This window comes from Amaricoccus solimangrovi, from assembly GCF_006385685.1.
GTDB lineage: Bacteria > Pseudomonadota > Alphaproteobacteria > Rhodobacterales > Rhodobacteraceae > Amaricoccus > Amaricoccus solimangrovi.
Map to the genome: position 1 here is coordinate 370,879 of NZ_VFRP01000001.1, position 21,692 is coordinate 392,570.

Annotated in this window: 19 protein-coding genes; 14 read left to right on the forward strand and 5 right to left on the reverse strand. The window is 70.9% G+C overall.

Going from position 1 to position 21,692, the window contains the following annotated elements; all coding sequences use genetic code 11:
• Nucleotides 1-17: 17 nt before the first annotated feature.
• The 8 genes from FJM51_RS01720 (at nt 18) to folD (ending at nt 8,686) form a co-directional block, all read left to right on the forward strand.
• Entirely contained in the window at nt 18-563 is a 546-nt protein-coding gene (locus FJM51_RS01720; RefSeq protein ID WP_233712927.1) for an OmpA family protein, read from the forward strand.
• A gap of 97 nt (nt 564-660) precedes the next feature.
• Nucleotides 661-1,515: a tetratricopeptide repeat protein gene (locus FJM51_RS01725; protein WP_140452370.1), complete on the forward strand. Its 855-nt coding sequence runs from the start codon at nt 661-663 to the stop codon at nt 1,513-1,515.
• A gap of 8 nt (nt 1,516-1,523) precedes the next feature.
• The gene (tilS, locus tag FJM51_RS01730; protein WP_181164408.1) at nt 1,524-2,786 is read left to right on the forward strand and encodes a tRNA lysidine(34) synthetase TilS; all 1,263 of its coding nucleotides are present in this window, start codon (nt 1,524-1,526) and stop codon (nt 2,784-2,786) included.
• Between the two features lie 77 nt (nt 2,787-2,863).
• Entirely contained in the window at nt 2,864-4,786 is a 1,923-nt protein-coding gene (gene ftsH / locus FJM51_RS01735) for an ATP-dependent zinc metalloprotease FtsH (protein WP_140452371.1), read from the forward strand.
• An 85-nt stretch (nt 4,787-4,871) separates the two neighbouring features.
• On the forward strand, nt 4,872-5,456 hold the full coding sequence (locus tag FJM51_RS01740) for an MOSC domain-containing protein (RefSeq protein WP_140452372.1): 585 nt from the start codon (nt 4,872-4,874) through the stop codon (nt 5,454-5,456).
• Between the two features lie 143 nt (nt 5,457-5,599).
• The gene (locus FJM51_RS01745) at nt 5,600-7,276 is read left to right on the forward strand and encodes a formate--tetrahydrofolate ligase (protein ID WP_140452373.1); all 1,677 of its coding nucleotides are present in this window, start codon (nt 5,600-5,602) and stop codon (nt 7,274-7,276) included.
• A 62-nt stretch (nt 7,277-7,338) separates the two neighbouring features.
• On the forward strand, nt 7,339-7,641 hold the full coding sequence (locus FJM51_RS01750) for a chorismate mutase (protein WP_233712928.1): 303 nt from the start codon (nt 7,339-7,341) through the stop codon (nt 7,639-7,641).
• Nucleotides 7,642-7,768: 127 nt separating this feature from the next.
• Nucleotides 7,769-8,686 (forward strand): bifunctional methylenetetrahydrofolate dehydrogenase/methenyltetrahydrofolate cyclohydrolase FolD, encoded by a 918-nt coding sequence (gene folD / locus FJM51_RS01755; RefSeq protein ID WP_140452374.1) that lies wholly within the window; start codon nt 7,769-7,771, stop codon nt 8,684-8,686.
• Nucleotides 8,687-8,754: 68 nt separating this feature from the next.
• Here folD and pdeM read toward each other — a convergent pair whose 3' ends face one another.
• The 3 genes from pdeM to ssb all read right to left on the reverse strand — a co-directional run bounded on the left by pdeM (nt 8,755) and on the right by ssb (nt 12,674).
• Nucleotides 8,755-9,432 (reverse strand): ligase-associated DNA damage response endonuclease PdeM, encoded by a 678-nt coding sequence (gene pdeM / locus FJM51_RS01760; RefSeq protein ID WP_140452375.1) that lies wholly within the window; start codon nt 9,430-9,432, stop codon nt 8,755-8,757.
• 41 nt (nt 9,433-9,473) lie between these two features.
• A complete protein-coding gene (locus tag FJM51_RS01765; RefSeq protein ID WP_140452376.1) occupies nt 9,474-11,882 on the reverse strand; it encodes a ligase-associated DNA damage response DEXH box helicase in 2,409 nt (802 codons plus the stop codon).
• A gap of 297 nt (nt 11,883-12,179) precedes the next feature.
• Nucleotides 12,180-12,674, reverse strand: coding sequence for a single-stranded DNA-binding protein (gene ssb / locus FJM51_RS01770; protein ID WP_140452377.1), 495 nt, complete (start codon nt 12,672-12,674; stop codon nt 12,180-12,182).
• A gap of 236 nt (nt 12,675-12,910) precedes the next feature.
• On the opposite strand from ssb, the gene FJM51_RS01775 reads away from it, so the two are divergent.
• From FJM51_RS01775 to uvrA, 3 genes are all read left to right on the forward strand, one after another.
• On the forward strand, nt 12,911-13,495 hold the full coding sequence (locus tag FJM51_RS01775) for a lytic transglycosylase domain-containing protein (RefSeq protein ID WP_140452378.1): 585 nt from the start codon (nt 12,911-12,913) through the stop codon (nt 13,493-13,495).
• Between the two features lie 205 nt (nt 13,496-13,700).
• Nucleotides 13,701-14,873: an OpgC domain-containing protein gene (opgC, locus tag FJM51_RS01780; protein WP_140452379.1), complete on the forward strand. Its 1,173-nt coding sequence runs from the start codon at nt 13,701-13,703 to the stop codon at nt 14,871-14,873.
• 149 nt (nt 14,874-15,022) lie between these two features.
• Nucleotides 15,023-17,899, forward strand: a complete 2,877-nt coding sequence (gene uvrA / locus FJM51_RS01785; RefSeq protein WP_140452380.1) for an excinuclease ABC subunit UvrA — start codon at nt 15,023-15,025, stop codon at nt 17,897-17,899.
• 41 nt (nt 17,900-17,940) lie between these two features.
• Here the strand turns inward: uvrA and FJM51_RS01790 are convergent, their stop codons facing one another.
• Complete coding sequence (locus tag FJM51_RS01790; protein WP_140452381.1) at nt 17,941-18,426, reverse strand: hypothetical protein; 486 nt, start codon at nt 18,424-18,426, stop codon at nt 17,941-17,943.
• Entirely contained in the window at nt 18,423-19,466 is a 1,044-nt protein-coding gene (locus tag FJM51_RS01795; protein WP_140452382.1) for an enoyl-CoA hydratase/isomerase family protein, read from the reverse strand. The genes FJM51_RS01790 and FJM51_RS01795 overlap by 4 nt, the downstream gene beginning before the upstream one ends.
• 176 nt (nt 19,467-19,642) lie before the next feature.
• Here FJM51_RS01795 and FJM51_RS01800 point away from each other — a divergent pair, with 176 nt between their 5' ends.
• The 3 genes from FJM51_RS01800 (at nt 19,643) to coaD (ending at nt 21,653) form a co-directional block, all read left to right on the forward strand.
• Nucleotides 19,643-20,545, forward strand: a complete 903-nt coding sequence (locus tag FJM51_RS01800; protein ID WP_140452383.1) for a LysR family transcriptional regulator — start codon at nt 19,643-19,645, stop codon at nt 20,543-20,545.
• A 63-nt stretch (nt 20,546-20,608) separates the two neighbouring features.
• Nucleotides 20,609-21,046, forward strand: coding sequence for a CBS domain-containing protein (locus FJM51_RS01805; protein ID WP_140452384.1), 438 nt, complete (start codon nt 20,609-20,611; stop codon nt 21,044-21,046).
• 76 nt (nt 21,047-21,122) lie between these two features.
• Nucleotides 21,123-21,653 carry a pantetheine-phosphate adenylyltransferase gene (gene coaD, locus FJM51_RS01810; RefSeq protein WP_140452385.1) on the forward strand — a complete coding sequence of 177 codons (531 nt, stop codon included), beginning with the start codon at nt 21,123-21,125 and terminating at the stop codon, nt 21,651-21,653.
• The last annotated feature ends 39 nt before the right edge of the window (nt 21,654-21,692 follow it).

A 21,692-nucleotide genomic window follows, 5' to 3' on the forward strand; every position in this document is an offset into this window, starting at 1 on the left:
GGGCAGGGAAAAGTGAGATGAAGGAAAAGATGCGGGGCGGTATCCTGAGCGGCGGCCTCCTCGCCGCGGCGCTGGCGCTCGCGGGCTGCGCCGGGGAACCGATCAGCGTGCCGACGAGCCCCGACGCGGGCTACAACGGCCTCGGCGGCGCCGGGGGCGCGGGCGGGCTCGGGCTCGACGGGGTGAGCGGCGGCGCGCTCGGGGGCGGCACGCTGCCCGGCACCTCGATCAGCGACCGGGTGTTCTTCACCGTCGACCAGAGCACGTTGTCGGCGGAGGCGATCGGCACGCTCAACCAGCAGATCGGCTGGCTGACCCAGAACCAGGGCCAGATCACGATCGAGGGCCATGCCGACGAGCGGGGCACGCGCGACTACAACTTCCAGCTCGGCTCGGCCCGGGCGAGCGCGGTGCGCAACTACATGGTGAGCCAGGGCATCCCGGACAGCCGGATCTCGATCATCACCTTCGGCCGCGAGCGCCCGGTCGCGACCTGCGCCGAGGAAAGCTGCTTCGCCCGGAACCGCCGCGCGGTGACCGTGGTGGCGCGGCCGGGCGCGTGAGCCGCCTTAACCGGTTCGTGAAGACGCGGGCGAGGCGGGTTCCGCCGGCCCGCGGCTTCGTCTAGATTCGCCGCGATCACTCGGAGCGAGAAGGCCCATGCTGGCGAATTGGCGATCCCTCGGCGGCGCGTTCGGCGTCCTCATCCTCCTCGCGTTCGCGCCGCTCGCGCGGGCCGAGAACGTGGCCGACGTCCGCGCGGAACTGGCGAAGCTCAACGGCCAGATCGACCAGTTGCGGCAGGAACTCGTCAAGACCGGCCCGGCGAAGGGCCTGCCCGTCGCGCCGGCGACGGCGCTGACCCGGCTCGACCAGCTTCAGGCGGAACTCCGGCGGCTGACGAACCGCACCGACGTGCTCGCGAACGACATCGGCCGGATCGTCGACGAGGCGACGAACCGCGTCGGCGACATCGAGTTCCGGCTGACCGAGCTCGAGGGCGGGGACACGAGCACGCTCGGCAAGCCCGAGCCTCTCGGCGGCGGGCTGACCGCGATCGCGCCGCCGCCCCCGCGCGGGACGGTGCCCGCCGCGCCGGAGGCGGACGGCGCCGACGCGCCGCAGCTCGCCAAGACCGAGCGGGGCGATTTCGACGCGGCCGTCGCCGCCGCCGAGGCCGGCGACAACGCGAAGGCGGCGGAACTCTTCGGCGCCTTCCTCGCCACCTATCCCGGCGGCCCGCTGTCGAGCGAGGCGCAGTATCGCCGGGGCGACGCGCTGGCCGCGACCTCCGACTGGCGCGGCGCGGCGCGGAGCTATCTCGACGCGTTCAGCGGCGCGCCGGAGGGGCCGGTGGCGGCGAAATCGCTCTACCGGCTCGGCGTCAGCCTCGGCGAGCTCGGCCAGACCGAGGAGGCCTGCCTGACGCTGGCCGAGGTGGACAGCCGCTATCCCGGCTCCGAGGTCACGACCGATGTCGCGACCGAGAAGCGGGCGCTGAACTGCCAGCCTTGAGGCTTCCCGTGACCGGCGCCGCCCCGCTTCTCGACGCCGTCTCGACGGTCCTGGCGCGCGCGCCGGCGGGGCCGCTGGTGGTCGGCTTCTCGGGGGGCGGCGATTCCACCGCGCTGCTGCTGCTGACACTGCTCTGGGCGCGGGAGCGGGGGCGCGAGGTCATCGCGGCGACCGTCGATCACGGGCTCCGGCCCGAGAGCGCGGCGGAGGCACGGGAGGCCGCCGCCTTCGCGGCGGCGCGCGGCATCGCCCAGGCGACGCTGCGCTGGACGGGCTGGGACGGCGCGGGAAATCTCGAGGACGCGGCGCGGCGGGCGCGGCGGCGGCTGATCGGCGGCTTCGCCCGGGCGCGGGGCGCGGGCGCGGTGCTGCTCGGCCACACGCTCGACGATCAGGCGGAGACCTTCCTGATGCGGCTCGCGCGCGGATCGGGCGTGGACGGGCTCTCGGGGATGCGCGCCGAGACCGACTGGGACCGGCTGCCGGTGCTGCGCCCGATGCTCGGGCTCCGGCGGGAGGCGCTGCGCGACTTCCTGCGCGCCGAGGGCGTCGGCTGGATCGAGGATCCGAGCAACCGCGACCCGCGCTTCGCCCGGGTCAGGTTCCGCGAGGTGCTCGGCACGCTCGACGCGCTCGGCCTCGGCGCCGGGCGCCTCGCGGAGACCGCCGCCGCGATGGGCCGCGCGCGCGAGGCGCTGGAGACGGCGACGGCCGAGCTGGCGCGGGGCGCGGTCGAGGCGGGGCCGGCGGGGGACGCGCTTCTCGATCTGGCGCCGACGCTGGCCGCGCCGCGCGAGATCGGCCTGCGGCTTTTCGCCGCGACGCTCGGCTGGGTGTCGGGCGCGCGCTACCGGCCGCGGCTCGCGAGCCTCGAACGCGCGTTCGACGGGCTGGCGGGCGGCGCGGAGACGGGGGCGACGCTGCACGGCTGCCTGATCCGGCGGCGCGGAACGCGGCTCGCGATCCGGCGCGAACCCGCCCGCGTGGCGCCGGCCGTGCCGCTGGCCGAAAGGCGTTGGGACGGGCGCTGGGAATGGGCCGGGGGCGCGGTCGAACCGGGGCTGAGCATCGGCGCGCTCGGGGCGGCGGGGCTCGCCGAATGCGGCGACTGGCGCGCGCGCGGCGCGCGGCGGGAGGCGCTTCTCAGCACGCCCGCGCTCTGGCGCGGGTCCGAGCTCGTCGCGGCGCCGCTGGCCCGGCCGGAACCGGCGGCGCGGTTCGCGCGGATTTCCGCGCTTCCGCCGCCCTGGGATGCCACGTTATTGCGTTGAATCCCCGGTTCCAGAGCTTATGTTAGAGATCAATGAACGCGGGCGGCCCATCGTCGCCTCGCGAGAGGGAGTGTCCCGTGGGCAACACCAAGAATATCGCGTTCTGGATCATCCTCTTCCTGCTGATGGTCGCGCTGTTCAACGTCTTCTCGAGCGGCAGCAGGACCAGCATGGGCCGGGAGATCAGCTATTCCGATTTCCTGAACCGCGTCGATGACGGCCAGGTTTCCTCCGTCCGCCTCGACGGCGAGCGGGTCTACATCACGACGAAGGACGGCGTCTCCTACCAGACGGTGCAGCCGCGCGGGAGCGACGTGATTCCGGATCTGCGCGAGAACGGGGTCGAGATCCAGGCCGCGCCGCAGGAACAGTCGGGCTTCATGTCCGCGCTCGGCCTCTGGCTGCCGTTCCTCTTGCTGATCGGCGTCTGGATCTTCTTCATGAACCGGATGCAGGGCGGCGGGCGCGGCGGCGCCATGGGCTTCGGCAAGTCGAAGGCGAAGCTGCTGACCGAGAAATCGGGCAAGGTGACCTTCAACGACGTCGCCGGCATCGACGAGGCGAAGGAGGAACTGGAGGAGATCGTCGAGTTCCTGCGCGACCCGCAGAAGTTCTCCCGCCTCGGCGGCAAGATCCCGAAGGGCGCGCTGCTCGTCGGGCCTCCGGGCACCGGCAAGACGCTGCTCGCGCGCGCGATCGCGGGCGAGGCGGGCGTGCCGTTCTTCACCATCTCGGGCTCGGACTTCGTCGAGATGTTCGTCGGCGTGGGTGCCTCCCGCGTGCGCGACATGTTCGAACAGGCGAAGAAGAACGCGCCCTGCATCGTCTTCATCGACGAGATCGACGCGGTCGGCCGCCATCGTGGCGCGGGCTACGGCGGCGGCAACGACGAGCGCGAGCAGACGCTGAACCAGCTTCTCGTCGAGATGGACGGGTTCGAGGCGAACGAGGGCGTGATCCTGATCGCCGCGACCAACCGTCCGGACGTGCTCGACCCGGCGCTCTTGCGCCCCGGCCGGTTCGACCGGCAGGTGCAGGTGACCAATCCCGACATCAAGGGCCGCGAGAAGATCCTCGCCGTCCATGCCCGCCGCGTGCCGCTGGCCGCCGACGTCGATCTCCGCATCATCGCGCGCGGCTGCCCCGGCTTCTCGGGCGCGGATCTCGCCAATCTCGTCAACGAGGCGGCGCTGATGGCGGCGCGCACCGGCAAGCGTTTCGTGATGATGGAGGATTTCGAGAACGCCAAGGACAAGGTCATGATGGGCGCGGAACGGCGTTCGATGGTCATGACCGACGAGGAACGCCGCCTGACCGCCTATCACGAGGCGGGTCATGCGATCGTCGGCCTCAACGTCCCGCAGCACGATCCGATCCACAAGGCGACGATCATCCCGCGCGGCCGCGCGCTCGGCCTCGTCCTCTCGCTGCCGGAGCGCGACCAGCTCTCGGTCACCAAGACCAAGTACAAGTCGATGATCGCCATGGCCATGGGCGGCAAGGTCGCCGAGGAACTGACCTTCGGCCCCGACCAGGTGACCTCGGGCGCGGCCTCCGACATCCAGCAGGTGAGCCGGATCGCCCGGGCGATGGTGACGAAGTTCGGCATGTCGGAGAAGCTCGGCAACATCGACTATGCGAACGAGCAGTTCTCCTATCTCGGGCCGCAGGGCGGCGGGCTGAACGCGGGGCCCGACACGCACGAGCTGATCGACGCGGAGGTGCGCAAGCTGGTCGACGAGGGCTACGAGACCGCGAAGCGCATCCTGACCGAGAAGAAGGACGATCTGGAGCGCATGGCGCAGGGGCTGCTGGAATACGAGACCCTGACCGGCAAGGAGATCGCGCGCGTGATCGCCGGGCAGCCGCTCAATCGCGGCGGTGGCGACGACGACGGCGGGGAGCGCGAGGAGAGCGGCATCTCCGCGATCCCGAAGGCCGGCAAGCCCGGCCTGCCCGGCCGGGGCGACAAGGGCCTGGAACCCGAGCCGGTGGCCTGAGCCGGTCCCGCGCCCCCGAAATCCGCGCCGCGTCCCCGCCGGGGGCGCGGCGTTTTTCGTCCCATCTCACCCGGAGCGCCCGCGCATGGCCATTCTCAATCCGACCGACCTCGCCGGCCGCGTCGTCTTCCTCGGCGTGGTCCCGGACCGGGCGCTGTCGCTCCGCTCGGTGGCGCTGGAGCGGGCGCGGGCGCGGTTCGACGGGCTCGAGGGGGAGAGCCATGGCGGGCTGACGCGGGCCTCCTGCTCGCGCGTCGGCCAGCAGTATCCGAAGGGCACGACGATCCGGAACACGCGGCAGATCTCGATCCTGTCGCGGGAGGAGATCGCGGCGACGGCCTCCGCGATCGGCCTCGCCGAGCTCGACCCGCGGCTGCTCGGCGCCAACATCGTCTTCGAGGGGCTGCCGGAACTCACGCTGCTGCCGCCCTCGTCGCGGCTGATCTTCGAGAGCGGCGCCTCGCTCGTCATCGACATGGAGAACGGTCCCTGCGCCTTCCCCGCGAAGGAGATCGAGGCCGAGCATCCGGGCCACGGCGTGCGCTGGAAATCGGCCGCGATGGGGCGCCGCGGCGTGACCGCCTGGGTCGAGGCCGAGGGCGAGATCGCGCTCCACGCGATCGCCTCGCTGCACTGCCCGCCGATCCGGCTCTATCCGCCGCTGAGCTGAGGGGGTGGCGGACAGATGTCCGCCCTACCGCGGGGGCGGATACGACCTTCGATGCGATACCTTTTGATTGTCGCGTCGCGGCGAAGTCGCGGATATGCTGCCCTGGTTCGTTTTCCGCATGTATGCCAGGAGGCCGCCACCCGATGGGGTATTTGAGCGATATCGAGATTGCACGCGCGGCCACCAAGCGGCCGATCCTGGAAATCGGCGCCGCGCTCGGCATCCCGCCCGAGGCGCTGCTGCCCTTCGGCCATGACAAGGCCAAGATCACCGCCGATTTCATCGCCAATATCGAGACGCGGCCGGCGGGCAAGCTCATCCTCGTCACCGCGATCAATCCGACCCCGGCGGGCGAGGGCAAGACCACGACCACCGTCGGGCTCGGCGACGGGCTGAACGCGATCGGCAAGCGCGCCGCCGTCTGCATCCGCGAGGCCTCGCTCGGCCCCTGTTTCGGCATGAAGGGCGGCGCGGCTGGCGGCGGGCGGGCGCAGGTGGTGCCGATGGAGGACATCAACCTCCATTTCACCGGCGATTTCCACGCGATCACCAGCGCGCACAACCTGCTCGCGGCGATGATCGACAACCACATCTACTGGGGCAACGAACTCGACATCGACCCGCGCCGCGTGACCTGGCGCCGGGTGATGGACATGAACGACCGGGCGCTGCGCGAGGTGGTGGCCTCGCTCGGCGGCGTCTCGAACGGCTATCCGCGGCAGACCGGCTTCGACATCACCGTCGCATCCGAGGTGATGGCGATCCTCTGCCTCGCGCGCGATCTCGAGGATCTGCGCGCGCGGCTCGGCGAGATCATCATCGGCTATACCCGGGCGAAGGCGCCGGTCACGGCGCGCGACCTGAAGGCGGACGGGGCGATGGCGGTGCTGCTCGCCCAGGCGCTGCTGCCGAACCTGGTGCAGACGCTCGAATACACGCCCGCCTTTGTCCATGGCGGCCCCTTCGCGAACATCGCGCATGGCTGCAACTCGGTCATGGCGACGCGGACCGCGCTGCGCCTCGCCGATTTCGTCGTGACCGAGGCGGGGTTCGGCGCCGATCTGGGCGCGGAGAAGTTCCTCGACATCAAGTGCCGCCAGGCCGGTCTCGCCCCCGACGCGGTGGTGATCGTGGCGACGGTGCGCGCGCTCAAGATGAATGGCGGCGTGACGAAGGACGCGCTCGGCAGCGAGAATGTCGAGGCGGTCCGGCACGGCTGCGCCAACCTCGGCCGCCACATCGCCAATGTGAAGAGCTTCGGTCTGCCCGTCGTCGTCGCGATCAACCATTTCGTGACCGATACCGAGGCGGAGGTGCGCGCGGTCCAGGAGTTCGTCGCGGGCCACGGGTCCGAGGCGATCCTCTGCCGCCACTGGGCCGAGGGATCCGCCGGGATCACCGAGCTTGCGACCCGCGTCGCGGAGATCGCCGAGCGCGGCGCCGCGCAGTTCGACTTCCTCTATCCCGACGACATGCCACTCTTCGAGAAGATGGAGACGATCGCGAAGCGGATCTATCGCGCCGACGAGGTGGTGGCCGACGCCTCGATCCGCGAGCGGCTCGAGGTCTGGGAAAAGGCGGGCTATGGCCACCTGCCGATCTGCATGGCCAAGACGCAGTATTCCTTCACCACCGATCCGGCGCGCCGCGGCGCGCCGACCGGGTTCCCGATCCCGATCCGCGAGGTGCGGCTCGCCGCCGGGGCGGGGTTCATCGTCGCGATCTGCGGCGAGATCATGACGATGCCGGGCCTGCCGCGCGTCCCGGCCGCGGAGACGATCGGGTTCGATGCCCGGGGCGAGATCCATGGGCTGTTCTGAGCACGCGGCCGCGGGGCGGGGCGCGATTGCATCCGGGCGCGCGGGAGGCTACGCCGTGGATCATGAAGAGAGATCCGGCCGCCTGCGCGGACATGACAGAGCTTCGCGCCGAGATCGATCGGCTGGACCGCGAACTGGTCGCGCTGCTGGCCGAGCGGCGCGGCTATATCGAGCGGGCGGCGGAGCTGAAGCGCGGCAATGGCTGGCCCGCGCGGATCGAGGAGCGTGTGGAGGAGGTCGTGGCACGCGCCCGCGCCTCGGCCGCGGCGCATGAGCTCGATCCCGACCTGGTCGAGGCGCTGTGGCGCCGGCTGATCGACTGGTCGATCGCGCTCGAGGAGAGCCGGCTCGGCGCAAAGGGCTGAGCGGACCGCGCCTCATGTCGCGATCGTCCCGGAATCCGGCGCGAACGTCCGCGCGGATCCCGAAGATGGATTCCATGAACGGTGAGGAAAGCGGGCGGCGACCCGGCCCGACGGCGAGGAGCGATCGATGACGGCGCGGAGCAAGGAACTGACTGGGGCGAAACTGATCGACGGCAAGGCCTTCGCCGCGCGGATCAGGGCGCGGGTCGCGGAGGAGGTGGAGCGGATCCGCGCCGAGGCGGGGATCGTCCCGGGCCTCGCCGTCGTGCTCGTGGGCGAGGATCCGGCGAGCCAGATCTATGTGCGCAACAAGGCGAAGCAGACGGTCGAGAGCGGCATGCATTCGGTCGAGCACCGGCTGGACGCCTCGGCCACGCAGGACGAGCTGCTGGGGCTGATCGGGACGCTGAACGCCGATCCGGCGATCCACGGCATCCTGGTCCAGCTGCCGCTGCCCGGACACATCGACGAGGAGCGGGTGATCAACGCGATCGCCCCGGCGAAGGACGTGGACGGGTTCCACATCTCGAACGTCGGCCTGCTCGCGACGGGACAGAAGGCGATGGTGCCCTGCACGCCGCTCGGAAGCCTCATGCTGCTGCGCGATGAACTCGGCGATCTCTCCGGTCGCAACGCGGTGGTGATCGGCCGGTCCAACATCGTCGGCAAGCCGATGGCGCAGCTGCTGCTGCGCGAGAGCTGCACCGTGACGATCGCGCATTCGCGCACGAAGGACATCGAGGAGGTGGTGTCGCGCGCCGATATCGTCGTCGCCGCCGTGGGGCGGCCGCGGATGGTGAAGGCGAGCTGGATCAAGCCGGGCGCGACCGTGATCGACGTCGGCATCAACCGGATCGAGGGGCCGGAGGGCAAGCCGATCGTGGTCGGCGACGTCGATACCGACGACGTGGCGGCGGTCGCGGGGGCGATCACCCCGGTGCCGGGCGGGGTCGGGCCGATGACCATCGCCTGCCTGCTCGCGAACACGGTGACCGCCTGCTGCCGCGCGCATGGGCTCGCGGAGCCGCGGGACCTGACGGCGTAGGGTTTTCGCAGGACGGACCGGGACGGGCGGATCGGGGGGCGGACCGAGAGGGCGGACAGATGTCCGCCCTACGCGGATGCGCGGAAGGCGGGGAGGGTGACGCAGGGGGCGCCCGTGAGGATCGCGCGGGCGTCGGGTTCGATCAGCGCGGCGAGCGCGGGCGAGGATCCGAGGTCGAGCCCGCCGGTATAGGCGCCGAAGGCCGGCAGGATCAGCCGGCGCCGGTCGCAGAGAAAGCAGGGGCGGCTGAGCGTGCCGGTCCTGAGCGCGACCCGCAGCTTCGGGTGGTAATGGCCCGAGATCTCGCCCGGCTCCGCTTCCGGCAGGGCGGCGTGGCGGAAGGTGAGCGGGCCGAGGGCCAGCGTCTCGGCGCGGCCGCCGTCGAGCCCGTGCGGCGCGGGATCGTGGTTGCCGGCGAGCCAGATCCAGTCGCGCCCCCGCGCGAGCGCGGCGAGGGCGGCGCGATCGGCCTCCGGCAGGGCGTCGGCGCTCGCCATGTCGTCGAAACTGTCGCCGAGGCAGAGCACGGTGGCGGGATCGAGCGCCGCGATCTCGGCGGCGAGCCGGGCGATGGTCTCGCGCGTCTCGTAGGGCGGCAGCAGGGCGCCGCCGCGCCGCGCGATCCGCTCCGATTTTCCGAGATGCAGATCCGCGACGCAGATGAGCCGCCGCTCCGCCCACCAGAGCGCGCCGGAGCCGCGCGCGGTGAGCCTCGCGCCGGCGAGGGTGACGGTCTGCTCGATCATGTTCACGCCTTGCCCCGTCCGGCGCGCGGGCGCAAGCGGGCTCAGCGGGCGAGCCCGGCCTCGGCCATCAGCGCCTCGGCGGCTTCCGCGAGCATCCGCGCCTCGGCCTGGCCCCGGATCGGCACGCGGCCGGTCTCGAGCAGCAGCGGCGCGGCGAAGGGCGTCACATGCGGTGCGCGGACCGCGTCGATCCGGCCGGAGACGCGGGCGAGCATCTCCTCGATCCGGTCGAAATCGACGAGACCGTGCGCGGCCTCGGCGCGGGTGACGCGCAGGAGCAGGTGCTCGGGATCGTGGCGGCGCAGCGTGTCGTAGAGGATGTCGGTCGAGAAGGTCGCCTGCCGGCCGGACTTGCGCCGGCCGGGCAGGTTCCTCTCGATGAGCCCGGCGATGGTGGCGGCGGCGCGGAAGGTGCGCTTCATCACCGCGTTCTCGCCGAGCCAGCCTTCGAGCCCCTCGCGCAACCCCTCGGGCGAGAGCAGCGCGGCGGGGTCGGTCACCTCGTCGAGCCCCCAGATCAGCAGCGCGTAGTCGTTGGCGACGAAGCCGAGCGGATCAAGCCCCGCCGTCTCCATCCGCCGCGTGACGAGCAGGCCGAGCGTCTGGTGCGCGTTGCGCCCGGCGAAGCCGTAGAGGCAGAGGTGCCAGCGCCCGCCGCGGCGGAAGCGTTCGGCGAGCAGCCGGCCGGGTTCGGGTAGCCGGCTGACCTCGGCCTGGGTCGCGAGCCAGTCGCGCGTGTGGGGCGGCAGCCCGTCCCAGCGGGCCGGGTCCGCGATCAGGTCCATCACCCGGTGCGAGAGCCGGGTCGAGGTGGCGAGCTTGGTGCCCATGTAGGCGGCGATCTTCGGATCCTTCGACGGATGCTTCGTGACCTCCACCACCATCTCGCGCAGGCTCTCGAAGCGCACGGTCTGGCCGCCGAAGAGGAAGGTGTCGCCGGGCGAGAGGCTCGCGGCGAAGCTCTCCTCGATCTCGCCCAGCGTGGCGAACTGGCCCTTCATCCGGACGCTCAGCGTCTCGGTGTCGGCGATGGTGCCGACGTTCATCCGGATCGCCTTCGCGCGGCGCGGGTCGCGGAGTTGCCAGAGCCCGTCGCGCTCCATCAGCCGCCGCCAGCGGTCATAGGCGCGGAGCGCGTAGCCGCCGGTGGCGCAGAAATCGAGGCAGGCGTCGAAATCGGCGCGGCTGAGCGCGGCGTAGGGGCCGGCGGTCCGGATCTCGGCGAGCAGCGCCCCGGCCTCGAACGGGCCGGCGCAGGCGGTGAGCAGCATGTGCTGGCAGAGCACGTCGAGCGGGCCGGGCGGGCGCGGCGCGCCGTCGAGATCCCGGGCGCGGACCGCTTCGAGCGCGGCGTGGCATTCGAGGAGTTCGAAGCGGTTCGCGGGCACCAGCACGGCGCGCGAGGGCGCGTTGTAGCGGTGATTGGCGCGGCCGATGCGCTGGACGAGGCGCTTGACGTTCTTCGGTGCGCCGACCTGGATCACGAGGTCGACGTCGCCCCAGTCGATGCCGAGATCGAGGCTGCCGGTCGCGACGATGGCCCTGAGCTCGCCCCGCGCCATCGCCGCCTCGACCCGGGCGCGCGCCTCGCGGCCGAGCGAGCCGTGGTGCAGGCCGATCGGCAGGGCTTCCGCGTTCTCGGCCCAGAGCGCCTGAAAGAAGAGCTCGGCCTGGGCGCGGGTGTTGATGAAGACGAGCGTGGTCCGCGCCGCCCGGATCAGCTCCATGACCCGGGGCGCGGCGTAGCGCGCGCCCTGCGTCGCCCATGGCGGCGGCGTCTCGCTCTCGAGGATCGAGATGTCGGGGTCGGGTCCGGGATCGGCGACGAGAAGCCGCGTCTCCGGGCCGAGGAAGCGGGCGAGGGCGGGCGGATCCTCGACCGTGGCGGAGAGGCCGACGCGCCGGAGGCGGGGTGCGAGGCGCCGGAGCCGGGCGAGGCAGAGCGCGAGCTGGTCGCCGCGTTTCGATTCGGCGAGCGCGTGGATCTCGTCGAGGACGACGCGGGCGAGGCCGCCGAAGAGGCGCGGCGCCTCGGGATAGGAGAGGAGCAGCGCGAGCGATTCCGGCGTCGTCAGCAGGATATGCGGCGGGTCGACCCGCTGCCGGGCGCGGGCGGCGGCGCCGGTGTCGCCGCTGCGGTCCTCGACGCGGATCGCGAGACCCATCTCGGCGATCGGGACTTCGAGGTTGCGCCGGATGTCGGCCGCGAGCGCCTTCAGGGGCGAGACATAGAGCGTGTGGAGTCCGGGGGCCGGCGCGGATCCGAGTTCGATCAGGCTCGGCAGGAATCCCGCGAGCGTCTTGCCGCCGCCGGTGGGCGCGATCAGCAGCGTGGCGGGATCGGCCGCGCGCGCGAGCAGGGCGCGCTGGTGGGCATGCGGCGACCATCCCCGCCGCGCGAACCAGCCGGCGAAGGGTTCGGGCAGCGCGGTCTCGGGAATGTCGGGCATCGCGGATCCGGGGGCCAGGTCGGGCTTCAGGTAACGCGGGCGCGGCCGATGGCCAGACCGGACGCGGCGCCGGGTCCAGGCAGGCATGCCTCCGGCATGCCGCGGACGGCCCTTTGGCCGGAGCCGGTTTCTCCCCGCCTGTTGGCGGGGCCCCTCGCTCCGGCCCTTCGGGCCTGCGCGGACTGCCCGATAGATTTCATGCCCATATGAAACACGGGGAAGAAGCGAGCCTCGGGCGGAGCGCCCGGCGTGCGAACAGCCGGCGGTGGCGGCGCGGCGCCACCGCCGGCTGTTGGTTCAGAACGGGATTTCGTCGTCGAGCCCGCCGGCCGGCCCCCGGCTCTCGCCGCCGTAGCCGCCCCGGCGGTCGTCGGAATAGCCGCCTCCGCCCCGCCGTTCCTCGCCGTAGCCGCCACCGCCGCCGGCGCCCGCGCCTTCGCCCCGGCCGTCGAGCATCGTCAGTTCCGAACGGAAGGGCCGCAGCACCACCTCGGTGGTGTAGCGGTCCTGGCCGGACTGATCCTGCCATTTGCGGGTCTCGAGCTGGCCCTCGATGTAGACCTTCGAGCCCTTGCGCAGATACTGTTCCGCGACGCGGACCAGCGGCTCGGAGAAGATCGCGACCGAATGCCACTCGGTCCGCTCGCGGCGCTCGCCCGAGTTCTTGTCGCGCCAGGTCTCGGAGGTCGCGACGCGGAGGTTGCAGACCTTGCCGCCGTTGCCGAAGGTCCGCACCTCCGGATCCTGGCCGAGATTGCCGATCAGGATCACCTTGTTCACGCTGCCTGCCATCGGTTCGTCCTTTTCTCCCGAATGCGAGGGCCCGTCGGTATCGCGCCGCGGCGCCGCTGTCACGTCCCCGCGCGTCTCGCGCTCAAGTTAGGGGCTCGGCCGCCATCTTCCAATGCGCGCCCTGGCCGGCCCTGCGATTAGAAGGCTGACATCGGATTAAAAGCTTGGCATATTGCCGCGCAACCGGCGCCGGCCGGGCGGTGGCGAGCAGTCCGCCGTAACCAAGACGAGGGACGATGAGAACAAGACTGATCGCGCTCGGCGTGGGTCTGGCCGTGGCGGGACCGGCGATGGCCGATGCGTCGCTGAGCGCGCTGCTGCGCAATCAATCGAGCCTTTCCCCGGAATACCGCCAGCTGATCCGGCAGCCCGTGCCGGGTCTTCTCGAAGGCCAGCCGCGGCGGCCGCGCGGCATCGAGACCGACGACTACGCCGGCATTCCCGCCTTCACCGGCTCGCCCGGCGCCTTCGAGGCGATGGCGCGGGCCGCGGCGCGCAAGCATCACGTGCCCGAGGACCTGTTCCTGCGCCTCGTGCATCAGGAATCGAAGTTCCGCCCGGGAGCGAAATCGACCAAGGGGGCGATCGGGCTCGCGCAGCTCATGCCGGGCACGGCGCAGGTGCTGGGCGTCGATCCGCACGATCCGCGCGAGAATCTCGAGGGCGGCGCGCGCTATCTCAGCCAGCAGTACCGGAAGTTCGGCGACTGGCGCCTCGCGCTCGCGGCCTATAACGCGGGCCCCGGCGCGGTCGAGAAATACAAGGGCGTGCCGCCCTACGCCGAGACGCAGCAATACGTGAAGAAGATCCTCGGGCGCTGAGCCGCGCCCGGCGGAACGCCTCCCGTCGGCGGATTCGCGCGGCGACGTGATCGGGTCCGGACCGCGAGGGCTGGCCCTTCGGCATCGCAGGTGCGATATTGCCGCCCGCGCGCGGTGAGGCGAGGCCCGCCGCGCCGATCGGAATGCCCGGGTCCTCTCCCGACAGGACCCGCGCGAAGACGCGGACGCGCGGGAGGAACGGCACATGCGGCGCTACGAGATCCTGGACGGGTTCCGGGGGTTCTTCCTCATATTCATGTCGATCGCGCATTTCGACGGGCTGCTGCGCAGCTGGCTCGGCGTGCTCCACCACAAGAATTTCGGCTGGGTCGAGGACGCGCAGGGATTCGTCTTCCTCTCGGGCACCGTCGCCGGGCTGGTCTATGGCCGGCGGTTCCTGGCGCGGCCGGAGATCCGCGCGAGCCTCGCGCTCACCGCGCATCGGGCGCGCCAGATCTACACGCATCAGGTCACGCTGATCCTGATGGCGCTCGCCGCCGCCTTCGCGCTCGGCACCCACGCGCCGGTCGATCTCCAGCCCTATCTCGAGGCGCCGGTGACCTTCACGATCGGCAGCCTGCTGCTCGTCTCCTCCTCGGCCAACATGGGCATCCTGCCCATGTACATCGTCTTCCTGCTCGTCACCCCCTTCGCGCTCCGGCTGCTGCACCGGGAGATGATCGCGCCCTATTTCGCGCTCGTCCTGCTCGCCTGGCTCGCCGCGCAGACGAGCCTGACCGGCAAGGGCATGTACGCGCTGGAAAATTTCATGATCGCCGAGGGGATACCGGCGCGGTTCGGCCTGTTCTTCAACATGCTCGGCTGGCAGGCGCTGTTCTTCGTCGGTCTCTTCGTCGGCTTCCGGGTGGCGCAGGGGCGGCTCCGGCTGGACTTCCTCGACCAGCCGCAGTTCCGGGTCACCTTCTTCATCGCCGTCGCGGGGATGGCGCTGCTCGGGATCTTCGATCTCATCGTCGAACTGCGCGTGCTCGGCGACGCCTACAGCGAGCGCATCGCGCTGCGCAGCCCCCGCTCGGTACTCGGCGTCGTCTATCCGCTCGCCTTCCTCGTCGATCTCTTCATCGTCGTCTGGCTCGCCCGCAACGGGGCGAGCGACCGGCTGGCGGTGATCCGCAAGCTTTCGGCGGGGGTGAACTGGCTCTTCACCCGGCCCGCGCTCACCCTGCTCGGGCGGCATTCGCTGCAGGTCTTCTCGTTTCACATCATCGTCTATTACGCGCTCGCGACACTGCTCAACGTCTACGAGCCCTCGGCGGTGGGGCGCGAACTCCTGCTCGTGGCCGGGATCGCCTCGCTCTTCCTCTGCGCCGGCGGCCGGGACTGGTGGGTGAACCGGGGGCGGCCGGCGGTGGCCTGAGCGCGCGCCCGACCGGCTGGTTTCCGCCACCGGGCGCCCGCGGCGCCCCGGCGGGGCTTGCGGACGATCCCGTTTTGTTCTCTTCTCCCGCGGGACTCGTAAATCCGGCGAGGGACGCTATCTAACGCCTGTCCCAATGGAACCCTGGCATGGCCGAGCAGAAGTTCATCGAGATCCGCGGCGCGCGCGAACACAATCTGAAGTCGATCGACCTCGACATCCCCCGTGACGAACTGGTGGTGATCACCGGCCTCAGTGGGTCCGGCAAGTCGAGCCTCGCCTTCGACACGATCTACGCCGAGGGGCAGCGGCGCTATGTCGAGAGCCTGAGCGCCTATGCGCGGCAGTTCCTCGACATGATGCGGAAGCCGGACGTCGATCACATCTCCGGCCTCAGCCCGGCGATCTCGATCGAGCAGAAGACGACCTCGAAGAACCCGCGCTCCACCGTCGGCACGGTGACGGAGATCTACGACTATCTCCGCCTGCTCTTCGCCCGGGCGGGCACGCCCTACAGCCCCGCGACCGGCCTGCCGATCGAGGCGCAGCAGGTCTCCCAGATGGTCGACATCACGATGGCCTTGCCGGAGGGGACGCGGGCCTATCTGCTCGCGCCCATCGTCCGCGACCGGAAGGGTGAATATCGCAAGGAATTCCAGGAGCTTCTGAAGAAAGGCTTCCAGCGCGTCAAGGTGAACGGCGAGTTCCACGAACTCGACAGTCCACCGACGCTCGACAAGAAGTTCCGCCACAACATCGACGTGGTGGTTGACAGGCTCGTGGTGCGCGAGGGGCTCGAGACGCGGCTCGCGGACAGCCTGCGCACCGCGCTCGACCTCGCCGACGGGATCGCCATCCTCGAGACGGCGCCGCCGCCGAACGACGACGGGACCACGCCGGAGCCGGAGCGGATCACCTTCTCGGAGAATTTCGCCTGTCCGGTCTCGGGATTTACCATTCCGGAGATCGAGCCCCGGCTCTTCTCGTTCAACGCGCCTTTCGGCGCCTGTCCGGAATGCGACGGGCTCGGGGTGGAACTGTTCTTCGACCCGCGGCTGATCGTGCCGGACGAGAGCCTTCCGCTCCTGAAGGGCGCCATCGTGCCGTGGTCGAAGGGGCAGTCGCCCTATTACCGGCAGACGATGGAGGCGCTGGCGAAGCATTACGGTTTCGACGCGAAGAAGCGCTGGCGCGACCTGCCCGAGGCGGCGCGGGACGTGCTGCTCTACGGGTCGAAGGGCGAGAAGATCACCTTCCGCTACGACGAGGGCGGGCGGGTCTACGAGATCGAGCGCACCTTCGAGGGCGTGATCCCGAACATGGAGCGGCGCTATCGCGAGACCGATTCGAGCTGGTCGCGCGAGGAGATGGAACGCTACCAGAACAACCGCCCCTGCGGCGTCTGCCACGGTTACCGGCTGAAGCCCGAGGCGCTGGCGGTGAAGATCGCCGGGATCCACGTCGGCCAGGTGGTCGAGAAGTCGATCCGCGAGGCGCTCGACTGGGTCGAGACCGTGCCCGAGAGCCTGACGGCGCAGAAGAACGAGATCGCCCGCGCGATCCTGAAGGAGATCCGCGAGCGGCTGGGCTTCCTCGTCAATGTCGGGCTCGACTACCTGACGCTGGCGCGCAACGCCGGCACGCTCTCGGGCGGCGAGAGCCAGCGGATCCGGCTCGCGAGCCAGATCGGCTCGGGGCTGACGGGCGTGCTCTACGTGCTCGACGAGCCCTCGATCGGGCTGCACCAGCGCGACAACGGGCGGTTGCTCACCACGCTCAAGAATCTGCGCGACGCGGGGAACACGGTAATCGTGGTCGAGCATGACGAGGAGGCGATCCGCGAGGCGGACCATGTCTTCGACATGGGGCCGGGCGCGGGCGTCCATGGCGGCGAGATCATCGCCTCGGGCACCCCGGCCGAGGTCGCGGCCAATCCGGACTCGATCACCGGCCAGTACCTGACCGGCGCGCGCGAGATCGCGGTTCCGGCCGGGCGGCGCAAGGGCAACGGCAAGTCGGTCGTGGTGCGGAACGCCACCGGCAACAACCTGCGCGGCGTCACGGCGGAATTTCCGCTCGGCACCTTCACCTGCGTGACCGGCGTTTCGGGCGGGGGCAAGTCCACGCTCACGATCGAGACGCTGTTCAAGACCGCCTCGATGCGCCTCAACGGCGCGCGCCAGACGCCCGCCCCCTGCGACGAGGTGCGCGGGCTCGAGAATCTCGACAAGGTCATCGACATCGACCAGTCGCCGATCGGCCGCACTCCGCGCTCGAACCCGGCGACCTATACCGGCGCCTTCGGCCCGATCCGCGACTGGTTCGCGGGGCTGCCGGAGGCGAAGGCGCGCGGCTACAAGCCCGGGCGGTTCTCGTTCAACGTCAAGGGCGGGCGCTGCGAGGCCTGCCAGGGCGACGGGGTCATCAAGATCGAGATGCACTTCCTGCCCGACGTCTACGTGACCTGCGAGACCTGCCAGGGCAAGCGCTACAACCGCGAGACGCTGGAGGTGCTGTTCAAGGGCAAGAGCATCGCCGACGTGCTCGACATGACGGTGGAGGACGCGGAGGCGTTCTTCTCCGCCGTGCCGTCGATCCGCGACAAGATGACGACGCTGATGCGGGTGGGCCTCGGCTACATCAAGGTGGGCCAGCAGGCGACGACGCTCTCGGGCGGCGAGGCGCAGCGGGTGAAACTCTCGAAGGAGCTTGCCCGACGCTCCACGGGCCGCACGCTCTACATCCTCGACGAGCCGACCACGGGGCTGCATTTCGAGGATACGAAGAAGCTCCTCGACGTGCTGCACGAACTGGTCGAGCAGGGGAACACGGTCGTGGTGATCGAGCACAATCTCGACGTGATCAAGACCGCCGACCACATCATCGACATCGGCCCGGAGGGCGGCGATGGCGGTGGCGCGGTGGTCGGGACCGGCACGCCCGAGCAGATCGCGAAGATCCCCGCGAGCCACACCGGGCATTACCTCGCACCGCTCCTGGCCGCGCGCAGGGTGGCGGCGGAATAGGGCGGAACAGGGGCGGGGCGGAGGGCGGACAGATGTCCGCCCTACGGGATCTGTCCGGGCTGGCCGGCGTCGGGCGGGGCGACGGAGAGGAAGCGGCCGTCGCTCCAGACCACCGCCTCGTAGCAGCGTTCGGCGCCGATCCCGCCGCACCAGCCGCCGTCGCGGCCGATGAGCAGGATCCGGTCCTCGCCCCAGTCGATGAGCCGCCAGCCGGTCGCCTGCCAGCTCGTCACCCGGTCGCCGACCACGGCGTGGAGCGCGCAGCCGCCGGAGCCGCAATAGGCGGAGGCCGCGGTGGAGCAGCGGAGCCGGCTCTCGTCCACCAGCGCCTCCGCCACGCCGTCGCCGGTGAGGTCGACCCGGGTGACCGTGCCCTCCGGCGCCGTCATCTCGCCGCCGTCGAGATAGGCGCAGGCGGCGGAGGCTTTCGCGAGCAGCCGGTCGACGAGGTCCTGGGCCGCCCCCGGCAGCGGCGCCAGCAGCCCCGCGGCGAGGCCGAGCGCGCGGAGCGCGGCCGCGGGCCTCACGCCGCGCCCCCGCCCGCGGTCAGATCCAGTTCCCGCGCGCCGAGCGGCGCCAGCATCGCGGCGACTTCCTCGGCGCGGAGGCTGCCGATCGAATCGCGCCAGACCGGGGCGCGGTCCTTGTCGATCACCGCCGCCCGGATGCCTTCGAGCAGCTCGCCCTGGCTCGCGGCGCGGTAGGTGAAGCGGTATTCGCGCCGGAGCGCGGCCTCGATCCCGGGCTCCGCGCGCGCGGCGCGCACCAGTTCCAGCGCGCAGGCCAGCGAGAGCGGGCAGGAGCCCCGGAGCCGGCGCAGCACCTCATGCCCCCAGTCCGTCGCCTCCAGCCGGCCGGCGAGGGTGCGGAGGTCGGGCGCGGAGAACGCGTCGTCGATCGTTTCGAGACGCGCGGCGAGCCTCGCCTCCGGCGCGGGTTTCTCGAAACGCGCGATGGCGCCCGGATCGCCGGAGCCCACCAGTTCGGCGGCGAGCGCCGGCCAGTCCGCCTCCGGCACGAACCGGTCGAAGAATCCGGCGAGGATCGCGTCGCCCGGCTCCATCCGATGCGCCGAGAGGCCGACGAACTCGCCGAGGCGTCCGGGGGCGCGGGCGAGCAGCAGGCTGCCGCCGACGTCGGGGACGAGGCCGATCGGGCATTCCGGCATCGCCACCCGCGTCGATTCGCCGAGCACGCGGTATCGCGCATGGCCCGACAATCCGACGCCGCCGCCGAGCACGAAGCCCTGGGCGAGGGCGACGATGGGCTTCGGATAGCGCGCGATCGCCGCGTTCATCCGGTATTCCTCGGTGAAGAAGCGCCGGCCGGTCTCGAAATCGCCTTCGCGCCCCGCGTGATAGATCCGGGCGATGTCGCCGCCGGCGCAGAAGGCGCGCGCGCCCTCGGCATCCATCAGCACCAGATCCACCGTCGCGTCCTCCCGCCAGGCATCGAGCGCCGCCTGGATCTCCAGCGCCATCGACAGGCTGAGCGCGTTCAGCGCCTTCGGGCGGGTGAGGGTGATCCGGCCGGCGCGGCCCTCCTTGCGTGTCCAGACGTCGCTCATCCCGCTCTCCCGTCGCTTCGCACGCGCCGGCGCGCGGTGATTCCCGCCGGCGCCGACGCATCTTAGCGGCCCGGTCCGCGCGGCGCGACCGCGCGGCGCCAATCGGCCCCCTCCGCGACCAAAGGCCGGTCTTGCGAAAAACGCCAGCGTGCTATGATCCGAATCGGGGAGAGACCATGCAAAAAAGTACGGTTCGATGGGATGACTTCCGCGTGTTCCTCGCGGTCGCGCGGCAGAAGCGGCTCGGCGCGGCCGGGCAGACGCTCGGGCTCGACCCGGCGACGGTCGGGCGCCGGATCGCGGGGCTCGAGAAGGCGCTGGGGCGCGAGCTCTTCGACCGCGGTCCGCGCGGCTACCTGCTGACCGAGGCGGGGCGGGGCCTGATCGAATGCGCGCAGACGATGGAGAGCCAGGTCGGCGAGGCGGTGGAGCTTTCGGGCGGCGATCCGGAACAGCTGTCGGGCGTGGTGCGGATCGGGGCGCCGGACGGGGTGTCGCATTACCTGATGATCGACGCCTGCGACATGCTGTCCCGCGACAATCCGGGGTTGCGCGTCGAATGCGTGTCGCTGCCGCGCAGCTCGGTCCTGTCCCGGCGCGAGGCCGATCTCGCGATCAGCGTGTCGCCGCCGACGGCCGGACGGCTGACGGTGCGCAAGATCGCGGATTTCGACCTGCGCCTCTATGTCCGGGGCGAGATCCTCGCCGCGCGCCCGCCGGTGGAACGGCTCGAGGATCTCTCGGACCTGCGCGGCATCGGCTATATCTCGGACATGGTGTTCGAGCGCGAGCTCGACTACTACGCGCTGCTCGGCCGCAACGCGGAGCCGGCGCTGACCTCCAACAGCCTGATCACGCAGCGGCGCTGGTGCCAGGCCGGCGCGGGGCTCTGCATCCTGCCCGATTTCATCGCGCGCGAGCATCCGGAACTGACCGCCGTGCTGCCCGGCGAGATCCACCTGAGGCGCTCCTTCTACATGATCCTCCACCAGGACGACGCGCGCGTCGCGCGGATCAATCGCGTCGCGGATGTGATCGCGCGGCGGATGCGGCTGGCACTCTCCGATGGTCTGCCTTGACAGAAAGTTGCGCGCGCGAGACACTTGACTTCGAGAACAGAATTAAAAACGCGGGAGAAACATATGATCGTTCGGAACATTGTCGGCGGCAAACCGAGCCATGACATCGTGACCGTGAAGCGCGACGACACTGTCAGGACGGCGGTCGAGATCCTGGCGAGGCACCGGATCGGCGCCGTGATCGTGAGCGACGACGGCGCGATCGTCGATGGCATCCTGTCGGAACGCGACATCGTGCGCGCGCTCGGCACCGTCGGCGCCGCCTGTCTCGAGGCGAAGGTGAAGGATCTGATGACCTCCTCCGTCGTGGGCTGCCATTACGACGACACCGCGCACGCGGTGCTCGGCAAGATGACCGAGGGCCGGTTCCGCCACATGCCGGTGATCGAGGACAACCGGATGGTGGGCGTGATCTCGATCGGCGACGTGGTCAAGGCGCGGCTCGAGGAGATCGAGATGGAGAACAGCGCGCTGACGGGCATGATCGCCAACAGCTGGTAAGGCGCGCGCGGGAGCATCTTGACCGGCCCGGGCGGATGCTGTTGCTTGCGCCGACAAACCGCAGGGGGGGCTCGCTATGCGGATCGGACTCTATCCCGGGACCTTCGACCCGATCACGCTCGGCCATCTCGACATCATCCGCCGGGCCTGCAGCCTCGTGGACCGGCTGGTGATCGGCATCGCGATCAACCGCGACAAGGGTCCGCTCTTTCCGCTCGAGGACCGGGTGGCGATGGTCGAGGCGGAATGCGCCGGGATCGCCGAGGCGACGGGGACGGAGATCGTCGCCTATCCGTTCGAGAACCTGCTGATCCATTGCGCCGAGGACGTGGGCGCGACGATGATCGTGCGCGGGCTGCGCGCGGTCTCCGATTTCGAATACGAATACCAGATGGTCGGCATGAACCGGGCGATGAACGACGAGGTCGAGACCGTGTTCCTGATGGCCGACGCGCATTATCAGGCGATCGCCTCGCGGCTGGTGAAGGAGATCGCCCGCCTCGGCGGCGATGTCGCGGGTTTCGTGCCGGCGCGCGTGGGCGAGGCGCTGTCCCGTCGGCTCGCGCCTCCCGAGGGCCAGCGGGTGGCGCGGCTGACGCGGTCCTGACCGCGCCGGCCCCGATCCGTCCCCGGGCCCGAAAATCGC

Excerpts from the sequence above, each read along its gene's own strand:
- FJM51_RS01720 (WP_233712927.1), top strand. The coding sequence starts at position 18 with ATGAAGGAAAAGATGCGGGGCGGTATCCTGAGCGGCGGCCTCCTCGCC.
- FJM51_RS01725 (WP_140452370.1), top strand. The coding sequence starts at position 661 with ATGCTGGCGAATTGGCGATCCCTCGGCGGCGCGTTCGGCGTCCTCATC.
- FJM51_RS01740 (WP_140452372.1), top strand. The coding sequence starts at position 4,872 with ATGGCCATTCTCAATCCGACCGACCTCGCCGGCCGCGTCGTCTTCCTC.
- FJM51_RS01745 (WP_140452373.1), top strand. The coding sequence starts at position 5,600 with ATGGGGTATTTGAGCGATATCGAGATTGCACGCGCGGCCACCAAGCGG.
- FJM51_RS01750 (WP_233712928.1), top strand. The coding sequence starts at position 7,339 with ATGAAGAGAGATCCGGCCGCCTGCGCGGACATGACAGAGCTTCGCGCC.
- folD (WP_140452374.1), top strand. The coding sequence starts at position 7,769 with ATGACGGCGCGGAGCAAGGAACTGACTGGGGCGAAACTGATCGACGGC.
- pdeM (WP_140452375.1), bottom strand. The coding sequence starts at position 9,432 with ATGATCGAGCAGACCGTCACCCTCGCCGGCGCGAGGCTCACCGCGCGC.
- FJM51_RS01765 (WP_140452376.1), bottom strand. The coding sequence starts at position 11,882 with ATGCCCGACATTCCCGAGACCGCGCTGCCCGAACCCTTCGCCGGCTGG.
- ssb (WP_140452377.1), bottom strand. The coding sequence starts at position 12,674 with ATGGCAGGCAGCGTGAACAAGGTGATCCTGATCGGCAATCTCGGCCAG.
- FJM51_RS01775 (WP_140452378.1), top strand. The coding sequence starts at position 12,911 with ATGAGAACAAGACTGATCGCGCTCGGCGTGGGTCTGGCCGTGGCGGGA.
- opgC (WP_140452379.1), top strand. The coding sequence starts at position 13,701 with ATGCGGCGCTACGAGATCCTGGACGGGTTCCGGGGGTTCTTCCTCATA.
- uvrA (WP_140452380.1), top strand. The coding sequence starts at position 15,023 with ATGGCCGAGCAGAAGTTCATCGAGATCCGCGGCGCGCGCGAACACAAT.
- FJM51_RS01795 (WP_140452382.1), bottom strand. The coding sequence starts at position 19,466 with ATGAGCGACGTCTGGACACGCAAGGAGGGCCGCGCCGGCCGGATCACC.
- FJM51_RS01800 (WP_140452383.1), top strand. The coding sequence starts at position 19,643 with ATGCAAAAAAGTACGGTTCGATGGGATGACTTCCGCGTGTTCCTCGCG.
- FJM51_RS01805 (WP_140452384.1), top strand. The coding sequence starts at position 20,609 with ATGATCGTTCGGAACATTGTCGGCGGCAAACCGAGCCATGACATCGTG.
- coaD (WP_140452385.1), top strand. The coding sequence starts at position 21,123 with ATGCGGATCGGACTCTATCCCGGGACCTTCGACCCGATCACGCTCGGC.